The sequence below is a fragment of the Mesorhizobium sp. WSM4823 genome, from assembly GCF_055811195.1.
Genome location: NZ_JBVVQL010000003.1, coordinates 561,241 through 576,885, shown reverse-complemented (window position 1 = coordinate 576,885; position 15,645 = coordinate 561,241). Strand labels below are relative to the sequence as shown.

The window sequence follows — 15,645 nt, the reverse complement described above, 5'->3', positions numbered from 1 at the left end:
CCGCTCTATCTCTTTGTTTTTGCGCAATTCCGCAGGGAAAGCGCTATGCGCTTTTCCCGGGAAAACCGTTTCACACTTTTCCTGGAATTGCTCTAAGGACCCGGCATTTCGCCTGGCTGTCAGCGTTCTTCCCGACGAAACGGTTTGAGCAGCGCCGAAGGAGCGACGGCGTTGCGCGACATCACCGCCATGGCGACGATGGTGAAGATGAAGGGCAGCATCAGGAACGCCTCATAGGGGATATGGCCGAGCCCGCTCGCCTGCATGCGCAATTGCAGGGCATCGACAAAAGCAAACAGCAGGGCGGCTCCCGCCGAACGCCAAGGGTCCCAGCGGCCGAAGACGACGAGCGCGATCGCCACCCAGCCACGCCCTGAAACGAGGCCGAAGGTGAAAGCGTTGAACTGCACCATCGACAGGAAGGCGCCAGCCAGCCCCATCAAGGCGCCGCCAAGAATCACCGCCTGGAAGCGTGTCGCAATGACGCTGACGCCGGCCGAGTCGGCGGCGCGCGGATTTTCGCCGACCATGCGCACCGACAGGCCCCACGGTGTGCGGTAGAGCACGAAGGCAGCCAGGGGAACGGCAAGGATCGCCATGTAGACCAGCGAAAACTGGTTGAACACCGCTGGTCCGAGCACCGGGATGTCGGAGAGAACAGGGATCGGCAGCGTTTCGAAACTCTTGATGCTGGGCGGCACCGATTGCTGGCCGAAGATCAGCCGGTAAAGGAAATAGGCAAGCCCCGACGAGAACAGTGTCACGCCGATGCCGCAGACATGCTGGCTGAGGCCGAGAGCCACCGTAAACAGCGCATGCACAGCACCCATCAGCGCACCGGTGACAACTGCCGCAAGCACGCCGAGCCAAAGGCTGCCGCTGAGGCTGGTCGCGGTGAAGCCGGTCATCGCCGACAACAGCATGATGCCTTCGATGCCGAGATTGAGCACGCCGGCCCGCTCGGAGAACATCTCGCCCAACGTCGCAAAAGCCAAAGGCGTGGCGATGCGGATGATGGCGGCGAGGAAGCCGACCTGAAAAATCTGTTCGAGCACCACGCTCATTTGGCTGTCCCCACGCGGCGGATGCGGTAGGCGGTGAACAGCAACGCCACCAGCATGGCAAGCAGCGCGGTTCCCTGGATGACGTCGCTGAGGAAGGCCGGAACGCCGGTGGCCCGCGACATCGCCTCGGCACCGGTCATGACAGCGGCGAGGAAGAGCGCCGCCGGTACCACGCCAAGCGGATTGAGCCTCGCCAGCATGGCGACGACGATGCCGGAATAGCCATAGCCCGGCGAGATGTCGCTCATCACCTGGAAATGCACGCCACCGACCTCGCCGACGCCGGCAAGGCCGGCGAGCGCACCGGAGAGTAGCGCCGTCGAGATCAGCACGCGCTCGACATAGATGCCGCCATAACGCGCCGCTTCGGGATTCTCACCGACGACCCTGACCCTGAAGCCGAGCGTCGTGCGCATGACCAGGAACCAGATGACCGGCGCAGCAAGGAACGCCGCCACGACGCCGAGATGCAGCCGCGTGCCTTCGAGCAGCACCGGGAAATTCGCTGAATCCTCGATCGGCGGCGAGATCGGGTAGCCGCTGAAACTGTCTTTCCACGGGCCCTCGATCAGCGCCATCAGGGCATAGAAGATAACCGAGTTGAGCAGCAGCGAGCTGACCACGTCATCGACCCTGAATTTTACGCGCAGCGTCGCGGGGATAAGGGCGACCGCAGCGCCGGCTGCAGCACCCGCCACTGCCATGAGAAGCATGGCGAGCGGCCCCGGCATCGGAATGGCGCCGACCGCGCAGCTCGCCACCGCGCCGGCAAGCAACTGCCCCTCGGCGCCGATGTTCCAGAATTTGGCGCGGAAGGCGACGGCGACGGCAAGCCCGGTGAAGATCATCGGTGTTGCACGCACCAGCGTTTCGGTGATTGCGTAGCTGTCGCCGAGCGACGCCGAAAACATCACGCCATAGGCCTCGATCACGCCGGCGCCGGCCAGTGCGATCAGACCGCTGCATAGCACCAGCGCTGCCCCGATCGCCAGCAGCGGAAGAGCGAGATTGAACCAGGCGGGCGTGCTGGTGCGGGCTTCCAAGCGGAACATCAGCCGTGACCCTCCGCCCCGGTCATCATCAGGCCGAGCCGCGCGATGGTGGCGTCGGCGCTGGCGAGCGTGCCGACGATGCGTCCCTCGTACATCACCGCGATGCGGTCGCAGAGCATGAGCAGTTCTTCGAGGTCCTCGCCGATGACGATGATGCCGCAGCCCTTGGCACGCATGTCGAGGAACTTTTCGTGGATAAAGCGCGCCGCGCCGATGTCGAGACCGCGCGTCGGCTGCGACACGATCAGCACCTTAGGGTCGAAGGCGAGCTCGCGCGCCAGCAGCGCCTTTTGCAGGTTGCCGCCGGACAGCGCGCCGGCGCGCGTCATCGGCCCGGGGCAGCGTATGTCGTAGGCCTTGATCTGCGCCTCGGTGAAGGCGCGGATAGCGTCGGGCCTGAGCAGGCCGTTGCGGCTGAACGCATCCGTGCCGATGCGCGGCAGCACCATCGAGTCGGCAAGCGGCAGATTGGTGACCAGGCCGGTCGTCATCCGGTCTTCCGGGATGCGCCCGAGACCGAGCGCCTGCACCTCGCGCGGCGAAAACCGCGAGACCATTTTGCCGGCTATCGTCATTTGCCCGGCGTCGGACGCACGAATGCCGGAGATCACTTCCGCCAGCGCCCGCTGGCCATTGCCCGAGACGCCGGCAATGCCAAGGATCTCGCCGGCATGCACAGAGAGCGACACATCGCGCAGCGCCATGCCGGAATGGCGCGACGTCGAGATGCTGTCCAGGGTCAGCACCGCAGCACCAGGCGTCGATGGTCCCCTGGCCGGCGGAACGATCTCGTGGCCGCACATCAGCCGCGCCATTTCCGAGGACGTCGTGCTGGCAGGCGCGTCGACGCGGCCGGCCACGCGGCCATGCCGCAACACGACGCAGCGATGGGTGAGCGCCCGGACCTCGTTGAGCTTGTGCGAGATGAAGATGATGCCGAGGCCTTGGGCCGCCATCGACCGTAGCGCCGAAAACAGCCCGTCGACCTCAGTTGGCGCCAGCACCGCCGTCGGCTCGTCGAGGATCAGCAGCCTTGCGCCGCGAAACAGCGCCTTGACGATTTCGAGCCGTTGCTGCTCACCGACCGACAATGCCGAGACCGGAAGGTCCGGATCAAGCGTGAGGCCGTGCTGCCGGCCGATCTCGGCAAGCCGCGCCAGTCCGCCGGCCTGATCGATCCGGCCCGACTTTCCGGGAATGCCGATCAGCAGGTTTTCCAGAACCGAAAGCCGGGGTGCCAGATGGAAATGCTGATGCACCATGCCGATGCCGGCGGCAAGCGCATCGGCCGAGCTGTTTATCGTCACCAGACGACCCTGAACCAGGATGTCGCCGGCGTCCGGCGCATAGGCGCCGAACAGAATGTTCATCAGCGTCGTCTTGCCGGCGCCATTTTCGCCAAGCAGCCCAAGAATCTCGCCGGGTGCCACGCTGAGATCGACGGCCTCGTTCGCCTTGACGGCGCCGAAGCTCTTGGAGATGCCGCGCATTTCGATGAGAGGGGTGGGCAAGATGGGGCTCCCGGTGAGATGGCGCGGATACCCTCCCCCTTGAGGGGAGGGTGCCGAGCGAAGCGAGGCGGGAGGGGTCGCCCCAACCGCCTCGACGTTTGACTGAGAAAGATGGAGCGCGTCGCAGCGGACCCACCCAGCCCTGCGGGCCACCCTCCCCTCAAGGGGGAGGGGCAGGTCGCTCTAATCCGAAACCGGCGTGTTCTCATCCACATCGACGCGGAAATTGCCGTCTAGAATCTCGGCCTTCTTCTTCTCGACCAACTCCTTGACGTCGGCGGGCAGCGTCTCGTCGAACTTATGGTAGGGCGCCAGCGAAGAACCACCCTTGGCCATGCGCGAGAAATCGCCATAGTCCTGCGCGGTGAAGACCCCCGCCTTGACTAGCTTGATCGCTTGCTGGACCGTCGGATACATGTCCCAGACCGGGCCAGTGATCACCGTATCGGGGCCGAGGCTCGACTGGTCGGACATGTTGGATATGGCGAGGATTTTCCTCTCGACCGCGGCTTCGATGACGCCGAAACGTTCGGCATAGATCACGTCGACGCCGGCATCGATCTGAGCGATAGCCGCTTCCTTTGCCTTCGGCGGGTCGAAGAAAGAGCCGATGAAAGCGACCTTCCTCTTGATATCGGGATTGACCTCCCTGGCGCCGGCAAAGAAGGCGTTGACCAGCCGGTTGACCTCGGGAATGCCCATCGCCGCGACGGCGCCGATCGTGCCTGATTTCGACATCTTCCCGGCGATCAGACCGGAGAGATAGGCAGGCTCGTGGATCCAGTTGTCGAAGACTGCGAAATTCGGCTCAGCCGGACCGGCGCCGGAGCCGAACAGGAAGGCGACCTTCGGAAACTGCTTGGCGGTTCGGCGGGATTCCCGTTCGGCTGCAAAAGCATCGCCGAGAACCAGCTCATAGCCGCCTTGCGCATATTCGCGCATGACACGGCTGAAATCGGCCGATTGCACCTTCTCCGACCATTTGTACTCGATGCCGAGTTCCTTCTCGGCCCTCTGCAGGGCGACATGGATCTGGTGGTCCCATGGCTCCTCGATCGGCGTGGCGAAGATCGCCGCCACCTTCAGCTTCTTGTCCTGCGCTAGGGCTTGGCCCGGCAGCATGGCTGCTGCCAGGCCAAGCGCACCCAGCTCCAGCACATTGCGTCGCGAAAGCCCTTCGCGTTTCGATTGGATTTTGCTCTTCCCATTTTCCATTGCATGCCCCTCTGATTGACGCCGTATCGAGCCGGCTGTTTCTTTGAATTATCAGCGAGGGAACTATGGAACGGCGTCCGACCTTTGTCCACATGGTCAAATTTGCCCGGAAGCTGCAGCTGGCCGCGCGCCGTGGCGGCGGCCGTTTGAGTGCAGGTTTGTTCTATAGCCCCTCAAGCGCCACGGCGATGCCTTGGCCGACGCCGATGCACATGGTGGCGAGCGCATAGCGACCGCCGCGTTCGCGAAGCTCCAGTGCCGCCGTGCCTGATATTCGCGCACCCGACATGCCGAGCGGGTGGCCGAGCGCGATGGCGCCGCCATTCGGGTTGACGTGCCCCGCGTCCTCGGCAATGCCAAGTTGGCGAAGCACGGCGATGCCTTGGGAGGCAAAGGCTTCGTTGAGCTCGATGACGTCGAAATCTGTCGGCTTCAGGCCGAGCCGAGCACACAGCTTCTGCGTCGCCGGCACGGGGCCGATGCCCATGATGCGCGGCGCTACGCCGGCGGCCGCACCGCCGAGAATGCGGGCGATCGGCGTCAGGCCATATTTCTTTACGGCCGCTTCCGAGGCGACGATCAGCGCCGTGGCACCGTCGTTGATGCCCGACGCATTGCCGGCCGTGACCGTGCCGCCTTGCCGGAACGGCGTCGGCAATTTCGCCAGTGCTTCGATGGTCGTGCCCGCGCGGGGATGTTCATCTTTTTCCACAACGACCGCGTCGCCCTTGCGCTGCGGGATCGTCACCGGCGTGATCTCCTTCGCCAGCCGGCCATTGGCTTGCGCGGCGACCGCCTTGTCCTGGCTGCGCACGGCAAAGGCATCCTGGTCCGCGCGGGAGACGGCGAACTCTTCGGCGACGTTCTCGCCGGTCTCCGGCATCGAATCGACGCCGTACTGTTTCTTCATCAGCGGATTGACGAAACGCCAGCCGATGGTGGTGTCGTGGATCTCGGCATTGCGTGAAAACGCGGTCTCCGCCTTGGGTATGACAAAGGGCGCGCGGCTCATCGATTCGACGCCGCCTGCTATCATCAGCTCCGCCTCGCCTGATTTGATGGCGCGCGCGGCGATGATCACGGCGTCCATCCCCGAACCGCAGAGGCGATTGACGGTCGAACCGGAAACCTCCTTGGGCAGTCCGGCGAGCAGCAGCGCCATGCGTGCCACATTCCGATTATCCTCGCCGGCCTGGTTGGCACAGCCATACACGACGTCATCGATATCAGCCCAGTCGATGCCAGGATTGCGCTCGACCAGAGCCTTCAGCGGAATGGCGCCAAGATCGTCCGGGCGCACCGAGGAGAGGGAACCGCCGAAGCGGCCGATCGGGGTGCGGATGTAGTCACAGATATAGGCCTCGGCCATCTATGCAGCTTTCTCTCTTGCGTTCGCCTGGTGCGGGCCCACTTGCCTTCGCTTAATGCTTGATGCGGTCGCGCATCGCATACCAGAGCATGCCGAGCACATAAAGCGGACCGCGCAGCGCCGTGCCGCCGGGAAACGGCATTGGCCTCAGCGTCGAAAACAAATCCAATCGGGAAGCATCGCCGGTGATCGCCTCGGCGAGCAGCTTTCCCGACAGCGTCGACAAGATGACGCCCTTGCCGGAATAGCCATGCGCAAAATAGACCTCGCCATAGTGGCCGACATCCGGCAGGCGCGACGTCGTCACCGAGACGAGCCCGCCCCAGGCATGGTCGATGCGGCGGCCGCGCAATTGCGGAAAGGTGTTTTCCATATGCGGGCGCACGAAGCCGGCAATGTCGGCGGGCGGTGACGGCGTGTAGCGCTCGCCGCCGCCGAACAGCAGGCGCCCGTCCGCCGACAGCCGATAGTAATTGACGACGAAGCGTGTGTCGGAAACGGCCACATTGCTTGGGATGACGTCGCTCGGGTCGTCCAGCGGCTCGGTCGCGATGATGTAGTTGCCGACGGGCATGATGCGGCTGTTGACGCGCGGTTCGAGCCCCTGGAGCAGCGCGTCGCCCGCAAGCACGACATGCCTGGCCCGGACCGAGCCCTTGGCTGTCGAAACCCTGATTGCAGGTTCCCGCTCCAGCCGCAGCGCCACCGAATTTTCGTGGATGGTGACACGCGCAGCACCTGCCGCGCGGGCAAGACCCAGCGTGTAGTTCAGCGGATGCATATGGCCGCCGAGCTTCTCGTACATCGCGCCGTGATAGGGCGTGTTCACCATTGCACGCGCCTGCGCCGCCGACAGCATCTCGATGTCATGAAAATTCATCACCGTGGCAAGGCACTCAGCCTCTTCTTCAAGGTCGCGCAGGTCGGAGGCGTTGACCGCACCAGCCAGATGACCGGTGAGCCTGAGGTCGCAATCGATGGCGTGCCGCTCGATCAGGTCGAGCACCAGACCGCGCGCCTCGAAGGCGAGATCGAAAAGCGCCCGCGCCCGCTCAGGCCCGTAGAGCTTGACCAATCCCTTAGCGCCCTTGCGCAGGCCGGGGATGATCTGGCCGCCATTGCGCCCCGACGCGCCCCAGCCGATCTTGCCACCTTCGAGCAGCACGACCTTCAGCCCGCGTTCGGCCGCATGAAGGGCTGCGGACAGGCCGGTACAGCCGCCGCCGACCACCACCAGATCGGCGTCGACGTCGCCTTGCAGAGCCGGATGGTCCGGAGCCGGATTGGCCGTCGCGACATAGTAGGACTTGCCGATATCCAGGCCGGAGTTGAAGCCCGCAGAATCGAAGCCCCGAGAATTGAAGCCCATCATCACACCTTGAGCAGCAGGTGGTCGCGTTCCCAGCTCGTCACGACGCTCTGGAACAGGTCGAGCTCGACGCTCTTGACGCGCAGGTAGGTCTGGAAGAAATCCTCGCCGAGCAACTCCCGAACCGGACTGCACGCAGCGAAACGGTCGAGCGCCTCCTCCATGGTTTTCGGCAGCGTGCTCTTGCTGCGATAGGCGTTGCCCGATGCCTCGGGCGATCGCGACAGTTTTTCCTCGACACCGAGATAGCCGCAGAGCAGTGAGCCGGCCATCGCCAGATAGGGATTGGAATCGGCGCCGGGCAGCCGGTTTTCGACGCGCCGCGCGGCGCGCCCGCCGGCCGGCACGCGCAGGCCGCAGGAGCGGTTGTCATGCGACCACTCGATATTGGCCGGTGCGCTGTGGTTGGGCCGGATGCGGCGGAAGGAATTCACGTTCGGCGCAAACAGCGGCATCACCTCGGGAATGTACTTCTGCAGGCCGCCGATGAAATGCCCGAACATCTCGGTGTCGGCATCGTCACGCCCGGCAAACAGTGTGTTCCCCGCATCGTCGATGACCGACATGTGGAGATGCATGGAGCTGCCGGCTTGTGCTGCGATCGGCTTGGCCATGAAGGTCGCATGCATGCCGAATTCCTGCGCGGCCTGGCGCGTCATCCGCTTGAACAGCAGCACCTTGTCGGCCAGCGGCAGCGCGTCGCCATGCAGGAAATTGATCTCGAGCTGCGCCGTGCCTGACTCGTGGATCAGCGTGTCGAGCGGCAGCCCGGCTTTTGCGGCGTAGTCGTAGAGTCGCTGAATCACCGGCTCGAACTCCTCCAGCGCTGCCATGTCATAGGGATGCTGTACGGTTTCGGAGCGGCCATTGCGCCCGACCGGCGCGGTAACCGGCCGATCGGGATCTGGATTGGGCGCGGTCAGGTAGAATTCGAGCTCCGGCGCCACAACCGCGCGCCAGCCGCGCTGGCGATAGAGATCGAGCACGGCCCTCAAGATATGACGCGGCGAGGCCATCCACGGCCGGTCGTCCATGTGAAACGCATCGGCAAACACATAGGCCCTGCCTGCTCCGGCGCCGGGCGCAAGGCAGAGCGTCGCAACGTCCGGCACCATCCGCATGTCGGGGTCCTGGTAGCCAAAACCCTCGTCGTTGGAACCGGAATAGCGGCCGTCGATGCAGACCAGGAAGGCGCTGCTCGGCAGATAAAGCGCGCGGTCCTCGAGCGACTTCAGGAACTTGGCCGTCGGCAAGGTCTTGCCGCGCAACACGCCGTTCACGTCCGGCACCAGGCACTCGACTTCCCTGATCCCCTGCTGCTCCAGCCATGCCTTCGGATCGTCCATCGGGGTCATTTCAGGTGCATCCGTTGTTGTGGTCTTGAGCATCAGGTCACGTCCTTACAAGGGCGAGAATGGCTTCGGCAGCGGCGTCGGTTCCCGGCGCCCGTGCCATGGTGGCCGCATTCTCCTTGAGACGAAAGCGCATTTCGCCGTCGGCCATTAGGCCAAGAATGGCGTTTTCCAGTTCATCGTCGCTCCAGCCGTCGCGGCTGAGGTGGCGGCCGACGCCGGTTTCTTCGGCGCGTTGCGCATTGTCGTGCCCGTCCCAGCAATAGGGCATGATCAGCGACGGCACGCCGAAACGCAGCGCTTCGCAAAAGCTGTTGTTGCCGCCGTGATGGATGAAGAGGTCGGATTTCGCAACGACCGACGGCTGCGGGAACCAGGCATCGAGGTAGACATTGTCCGGAACCGCGCGGTAGGTGTCGCGCAGACCGCCGACATTAACGATGAAGCGGGCCGGAAGCCGGTCGAACACGGCCAGCATGCGCTCGATCAGGCCGACGTCCATGGCGCCCAGGCTGCCGAAGCTGAGATAGACCAGCGGCCCGTCATTACGCGGAAAGACCGGCACGTCGAACGGCCCTTCCGAACGGACACAGCCTTCGAGATAGACGAAACGGGCCGGGTCGAGCGGCTCGGCGCGCTCCCTGCGCACGATCGTCGGGGTCAGCAGCAGATTGAGGGCGGGCGAAGCTTCTAGAAAAAGACCCTTCGGCAAGGGTGCAAGACCGGCGTCGGTGCGAAGCCGGTTAAAGCGGTCATGGGCCGGGGCAACCGCTGCCAGGTAGCGCGACTCGAACGCCGCGCGGCTAGGGTCGTCGGCGGCGAGACCGGATAGATAGGGCGGTATATCGGCGTCGGGCAGCTCGGTTTCGGCGCAGGAGACGACGCGCACCCATGGGCAGCCGGCGGCAGCCAGCGCCGGAAACATGATGACATTGTCGAGCACGACGGCGTCCGGCTTCAGCCGCGCCAGCAATTGGCGCAGCGGCGCCTCGGCATTGACGGCGGTATCGACGATCGCTTCCCAGGTCGGTGCGACGTAGGTCTCGAGCTGATCGACCGGGCTCAACCTGAAATGCGGCAGATGCCGGCGCACGAAAGCCTGCCAGTAACTCTGGCGTTCGCTGTCGGTCAGCGGATCGTCGGTCGGCAACTGGTATTCCTGAAAACCATAGTCGGCAAACACGCCGGAGAAGCCGGCATGGCAGATGAACACCGGCCGGGCGCCACGAGCGCGCAAGGCCTGCGCGATGCCGATGCAATTGAGCGCGGCGCCAAAGCTCGCTTCGGGAAACAGCGCGATGGTCGGGCTGGCTTTGCGCGTCACCATGGTCCTCGTCAATCCGGCCGGCTGATCATGCCGAACAATGCGGGGGCCCCGCGACTGGCCGCCTGCGGTCGCTGGCTGCGGGAAAGCCGCAAGTGGACGCGAAGCAGGTCGGCCGCAACCTCATACTGCCGGCTTTCCAATTGGTCGAGTATGGTCAGGTGCTCGCGCAGCGATTGCTTCAGCCGGAAGACGTTGACGCCGGCATAGGTCCCCGGCAGCCGGCGCAGCCTGAGATGGTCGGACAGCGCGTCGGTGACGAACCGGTTGGCGGCGCCGTCGGCGATCAGGCCGTGAAAATCGATGTCCAGGCGCTGGAACTCCTTGGTATCGAATGCGGCATCGGGCAGCGCCAGCAGCGCTTCCATGCCCTGGCGCAATGCCGCCGCGCGCGTCCCGTCCAGCCGAAAGCCAGGCGCCAGAATGGCGGCGGGTTCCAGCAAGAGGCGGAACTCGTAGCTTTCCCCTTGTGCCTCCGGATCGTCAGGCGCCCGCCTGAACAGCCAGGACTGACCCGGCGCACGGTCCAGAAGATTTTCATTTGTCAGTTTCTTTAACGCTTTTAATACTGTCTTCCGCTCGGCATCATACCGCCGCATCAGCGCGCCGATGGTCACTGTCTGATCCAGCCGGCGCGCCGACCGATCGCGCAGGATCATCTCTGCGAGTTCATCCTCCTCGGTAACAGGCAGATCGGTGGCAAGGGTCGCCTGGCTGGTGAGGTCGACGGCAAGGCGATAGCCCGATTCAGCCTCCCAGCGCACGACGCCTTTTTCGGTGAGCAGGCGCAATGCCGCCCGCACAGGGGTTCGAGAAACGTTGCAGAGGGAGGCGATCTGCTGTTCCGGGAGGTGGGCGCCGGCTTCGAAGCCGCGCTGCCGAGCCACATCCAGAATGCGCTGAGCGAGATCGAGATGGTTGGTGCGCGGTCGTCTGGCGGCGGCTTGCATGGCGATTCTCGTAAGCGGGCTTGACCGCTGCGGTTTGACCGATCGACCTCATAGGCACAATCGGCGATTTCGCAGCGATCTGCTAAATTATGGATTGACGTACTTTTTTCTGCAATAGTACTGTGCAGTTAATCGGCAACAAAAAGACCGGGGAACAGGATCGAAGCGGCGGCACAGTCGCAAGCGCTGGTCCGACGATAATTGAATTCGACGATCAACCAGAATGGGAGTCTGTCATGACCGCCTCAACCCGCCTGCGCCATCCGTTAAAGATATCTTCGGTCGCGCTTGGCCTCGCCCTGGCGCTGTCAGCACCGGTGGCTGCCGCCGACCTCGTCATTTCCAACTGGGACGGCTACATGGCGCCGGATGCCATGGCCGCCTTCAAGGCCGCGACCGGCGTTTCCGGCGAGGTGGTGGTTCACGCCACCAATGAGGAGATCATGGGCAAGCTCGTCGCTTCGGGCGGCAAGGGCTATGACGTGGTCTTCGTCTCCTCGCCCTTCGCCGAAGTGCTGAACAAGCTCGGCCTGATCGAGACGATCGAGCACGCCAAGATCCCCAACCTCGCCAATCTTTATCCCGAGGCGGCGAAGCTGCCGCACGACGCTGGCAACAATTTCTCCGTGCCTTACACCTGGGGCACCACCGGCCTTTGCTACCGCTCGGATCTGGTCAAGACCGAGCCGACCAGCTGGAACGATCTTCTCGCCCCAGCCGACGCGCTCAAGGGCAAGACCACCATGCTGGCGACCGACCGCTGGCTGCTTGCCGCCGGCCAGCTCGCCAAGGGCTATTCTGTAAACGAGACCGACCCGGCCAAGCTCGCCGAGGTCAAGGACCTGCTGATCTCGGCCAAGAAGACCTTGCTCGCCTATGACGACACCACCTTCTATTCAAAGCTGGTCTCGGGCGAGGCGCTGATGGTGCAGGCATGGGACGGCTGGTGCAACTACGGCATCGCCGAGAAGCCTGAGATCAAATACGTCATCCCCAAAGAGGGATCGGATCTGTGGGTCGACACGATGGTGGTGATGAAGGCGTCGGCCAACAAGGACGCTGCGTTCCAGTTCATCAACTTCATGCTGGACGCCAAGAACCACGCCTGGGCGGCTCAGAACATCGACTACAAGGTCCCGAACAAGCCGGCTATGGAAAGCCTGCCAGCCGATTTCCTCGCCAAGTTCCCCAATATGGGCATGCCGGTAGCCGAGCTGGTGAAGTTCGAACAGTTGCGCGATGTCGGCGATGCCCAGCGCGATTATTCGAAGATCGTCAGCGAGATCAAGGCCGCGCAGTAGGCGGCAGTTCTGGCATCTGGAATCAGGCTTGCGTTCCTTCACGCCCCCCTCTGGCCTGCCGGCCATCTCCCCCTCAAGGGGGGAGATTGGCTGTGGCGTCGCTTTCGCCAATCTTCAATATTTGAAGGTAAGCGAGAGGTTGGAACTGCTAATCTCCCCCCTTGAGGGGGAGATGGCCGGCAGGCCAGAGGGGGGTGCGACGTGAGATCGTTCACCCCCTCTCGCTCCTCCTTGCTGATGGCGCCGGCGCTGGCCTGGCTCACTGCCTTGATGGTCGTGCCATGCGCGCTGGTGCTGGCGCTGGCCTTCTTCCGGCGCGGCATCTATGGCGGGATCGAATACACGTTCACGCTGGAGAATTTCGGGCTGGTGCTCGACCCGCTCTATGCCGGCATCTTTCTCAATTCGGCGCGCATCGCCGGCACGGCAACCCTGATCGCGGTGGTGATCGGCTATGCTGCCGCCTATGCGATCGCGGCAGCACCACGCCGGTGGCAGCCGGTGTTCCTGTTCTTCGCCGTGCTGCCGTTCTGGTCCAACTACCTGATCCGCACCTATGCCTGGATCGTGTTGCTCAACCGCGAAGGTCTGATCACGCAGCTCTTGCGCTGGTTCGGCTACACCGGCGAGCCGCCGTCGATGCTCTACACCGAAGGCGCCGTCATCGCCGGCCTGGTCTACAACTACCTGCCTTTCGTCATCCTCGCCTGCTACGCGCCGCTGTCGCGGCTCAATCCGGAGCTCGCTGAAGCCTCGCGCGACCTCGGCGCCTCGGCCATGACCACATTTCGCCGGGTCATCCTGCCGCTGACCGTGCCAGGTATCGCCGCCGGGGCGGTCTTCGTCTTCGTGCTGTCGATCGGCAATTTCGTCACCCCGGCGCTGCTCGGCGGCGGCCGCTTCCAGATGATCGGCAATCTCGTCTACGACCAGTTCCTGACGGCCAATGACTGGCCCTTCGGCGCGGCGCTGGCGATGGCGCTGATTGCCATCATGCTGCTGGTGCTGACGGCGCAGGCTTTGGCCGCAGATCGCGCCGCGGGTCGTATCGCCGAAGCAAAAGGAGGCGCGGATGGCTGAGCGCGGCCTCCTTTCCTTCTCCCCGTTCACGGGGAGAAGGTGCCCCGAGGGGGCGGATGAGGGGCGGCGCCACCTTCTGCCCTGTTGGGCGCTGCCCCTCATCTGCCTGCCGGCATCTCCTCCCCGTAAACGGGGGGAAGGACGCTCGCCGCTCGCTCACCTCCAGACCATCGGACGTCAGCTATGACTTCATCTCCAGCCCGAGTTTTAGGCTTGCGTACGATCCTCGTCCTCGTCTTCGCCTTTCTCTACATTCCGATCGCCGTGCTGGTGGCGCTGTCTTTCAACCAGGGCGGGCTGCCAACCGTCTGGTCGGGCTTTTCGCTGAAATGGTACGCCTCGCTCGCCGGAAACGCCGAGATCCTGTCCGCCGCCCTCAACACGCTGATCGTGGCGCTGGTCTCGACCGCAATAGCCACCTTGCTCGGCACGCTGCTGGCGATCGGCGTCGAAATGCGCCGGCAGTATGGGAGAGGTCTCGAGGCGCTGATCTTTGCGCCGATGATCATTCCCGACATCGTGCTGGCGATCGCGCTACTCAGCTTCTTCTCAATGCTCGATTTCACCCTGGGCCTGCACACCATCATCCTCGCCCATGTCGTGTTCAACCTCGCCTTCGTCTGCTCGGTGGTGCGCGCGCGGCTAAAAAGCTTCGACTGGTCGATCGTCGAGGCTTCCGCCGATCTCGGCGCTTCCGCGCTCTCCACCTTCCGGCGGGTGACATTGCCGGTCATCCTGCCAGCGGTCGTCGCCGGCGCGCTGCTAGCTTTCACGCTCTCGGTCGACGAATTCATCATCGCCTTCTTCACATCAGGTGCAGGTCGCGCCTCGACCACGCTGCCGATGCAGATCTATTCGATGATCCGCTTCGGCATCACACCGGAGATCAATGCATTGGCGACCATCGTCATGGCGGTCTCAATCACCGCGCTGACCCTGTCGCAGCGGCTCAACCGTGGGGTGATCGGCCAATGAACGAGCCCCGCACACTGCTGGCGATCGACAAGGTGTCGAAGAATTTCGGCCGGGTGACGGCCGTCGACGGCATTTCGCTCGATATCCGCGAGAACGAGTTCTTCGCCTTGCTCGGACCTTCGGGCTGCGGCAAGACCACGCTTTTGCGCATGCTGGCCGGCTTTGAGACACCCAATCACGGCCGTATCCTGCTCGACGGCCGCGACATCGCCAGGACCCCGCCCAACAAGCGGCCGGTCAATCTAATGTTCCAGTCCTATGCGCTGTTTCCGCATATGAGCGTGAGGGCCAATGTTTCCTATGGCCTCGAAATGGAACGCTTGCCGGCAAAGGAAATCCGCTCCCGCGTCGACGCCATCCTGGCGACGACCGAGCTCGTTGCCTTCGCCGACCGCAAGCCGGAGCAATTGTCGGGCGGGCAGAAGCAGCGCGTCGCGCTTGCCCGGGCGCTGGTCAAGCGCCCGCGGCTGCTGCTGCTCGACGAGCCGCTCGGCGCACTCGACAAGAAATTGCGCGGCGCCATGCAGCTCGAGCTGAAGCGCCTCCAGCACGAGGTCGGCATCACCTTCGTCATCGTCACCCATGACCAAGAGGAATCGCTTGTCATGGCCGACCGCATGGCGGTGCTCAGGGACGGCAAGCTGCTGCAATGCGACACGCCGCACGCGGTATATGAGTATCCGGCGGACCGCTTCGTTGCCGACTTCATCGGCGTCATGAATTTCGTGCCGGGCAAGGCCGACGGCGACGGCGTGCTGGCGGCCAACGGCGTGCGGATATTAGGCACAGTTCCCGCAACACTTTCGCCTGGGACTGCGGCGGTCGCGTCAGTGCGGCCCGAACGCATCCGGCTGTTCCCGTCGCCAGAAACGGCCAACCGCATTGCCGGCACCGTCGAAGCGTTGGCCTATCAAGGGCTCGACCTGCAGCTGCATGTCCGCACCGCTCTGTCGCCTAAGCCGTTCCTGGTGCGCGTCACCGCCGACGCCGCCGACCGACGCCCGGTCTCGTCAGGCGATGCGGTCGAGCTCGGCTGGGACGCCGCCGACGTCAGAATTTTCGCAGATTGATTGAAGGAGAACC

Annotated in this window: 13 protein-coding genes; 4 read left to right on the top strand and 9 right to left on the bottom strand. The window is 64.0% G+C overall.

Going from position 1 to position 15,645, the window contains the following annotated elements:
- Positions 1-119 precede the first annotated feature (119 nt).
- From AC0L26_RS11535 to AC0L26_RS11495, 9 genes are all read right to left on the bottom strand, one after another.
- A complete protein-coding gene (locus tag AC0L26_RS11535; RefSeq protein ID WP_473632619.1) occupies positions 120-1,064 on the bottom strand; it encodes an ABC transporter permease in 945 nt (314 codons plus the stop codon).
- Complete coding sequence (locus tag AC0L26_RS11530) at positions 1,061-2,116, bottom strand: ABC transporter permease (protein ID WP_473632618.1); 1,056 nt, start codon at positions 2,114-2,116, stop codon at positions 1,061-1,063. Before AC0L26_RS11530 ends, AC0L26_RS11535 begins: the two co-directional genes overlap by 4 nt.
- Positions 2,116-3,627: an ABC transporter ATP-binding protein gene (locus tag AC0L26_RS11525; protein ID WP_473632617.1), complete on the bottom strand. Its 1,512-nt coding sequence runs from the start codon at positions 3,625-3,627 to the stop codon at positions 2,116-2,118. Before AC0L26_RS11525 ends, AC0L26_RS11530 begins: the two co-directional genes overlap by 1 nt.
- Before the next feature lie 183 nt (positions 3,628-3,810).
- Positions 3,811-4,842 carry a BMP family protein gene (locus AC0L26_RS11520; protein ID WP_473632616.1) on the bottom strand — a complete coding sequence of 344 codons (1,032 nt, stop codon included), beginning with the start codon at positions 4,840-4,842 and terminating at the stop codon, positions 3,811-3,813.
- A gap of 163 nt (positions 4,843-5,005) precedes the next feature.
- Positions 5,006-6,211 (bottom strand): 3-oxoadipyl-CoA thiolase, encoded by a 1,206-nt coding sequence (gene pcaF / locus AC0L26_RS11515; protein WP_473632615.1) that lies wholly within the window; start codon positions 6,209-6,211, stop codon positions 5,006-5,008.
- Positions 6,212-6,263: 52 nt separating this feature from the next.
- On the bottom strand, positions 6,264-7,580 hold the full coding sequence (locus AC0L26_RS11510; RefSeq protein ID WP_473632614.1) for an NAD(P)/FAD-dependent oxidoreductase: 1,317 nt from the start codon (positions 7,578-7,580) through the stop codon (positions 6,264-6,266).
- 2 nt (positions 7,581-7,582) lie between these two features.
- Positions 7,583-8,968, bottom strand: coding sequence for a glutamine synthetase family protein (locus AC0L26_RS11505; protein WP_473632613.1), 1,386 nt, complete (start codon positions 8,966-8,968; stop codon positions 7,583-7,585).
- A 4-nt stretch (positions 8,969-8,972) separates the two neighbouring features.
- Positions 8,973-10,256: a glycosyltransferase gene (locus AC0L26_RS11500; RefSeq protein ID WP_473632719.1), complete on the bottom strand. Its 1,284-nt coding sequence runs from the start codon at positions 10,254-10,256 to the stop codon at positions 8,973-8,975.
- 11 nt (positions 10,257-10,267) lie between these two features.
- Positions 10,268-11,206 carry a GntR family transcriptional regulator gene (locus AC0L26_RS11495; RefSeq protein ID WP_473632612.1) on the bottom strand — a complete coding sequence of 313 codons (939 nt, stop codon included), beginning with the start codon at positions 11,204-11,206 and terminating at the stop codon, positions 10,268-10,270.
- Between the two features lie 236 nt (positions 11,207-11,442).
- On the opposite strand from AC0L26_RS11495, the gene AC0L26_RS11490 reads away from it, so the two are divergent.
- The 4 genes from AC0L26_RS11490 (at position 11,443) to AC0L26_RS11475 (ending at position 15,632) form a co-directional block, all read left to right on the top strand.
- A complete protein-coding gene (locus tag AC0L26_RS11490; protein WP_473632611.1) occupies positions 11,443-12,507 on the top strand; it encodes a polyamine ABC transporter substrate-binding protein in 1,065 nt (354 codons plus the stop codon).
- A gap of 237 nt (positions 12,508-12,744) precedes the next feature.
- Entirely contained in the window at positions 12,745-13,587 is an 843-nt protein-coding gene (locus tag AC0L26_RS11485; protein ID WP_473632718.1) for an ABC transporter permease, read from the top strand.
- A gap of 183 nt (positions 13,588-13,770) precedes the next feature.
- On the top strand, positions 13,771-14,562 hold the full coding sequence (locus AC0L26_RS11480; protein ID WP_473632610.1) for an ABC transporter permease: 792 nt from the start codon (positions 13,771-13,773) through the stop codon (positions 14,560-14,562).
- On the top strand, positions 14,559-15,632 hold the full coding sequence (locus AC0L26_RS11475; protein WP_473632609.1) for an ABC transporter ATP-binding protein: 1,074 nt from the start codon (positions 14,559-14,561) through the stop codon (positions 15,630-15,632). Before AC0L26_RS11480 ends, AC0L26_RS11475 begins: the two co-directional genes overlap by 4 nt.
- Positions 15,633-15,645 lie beyond the last annotated feature (13 nt).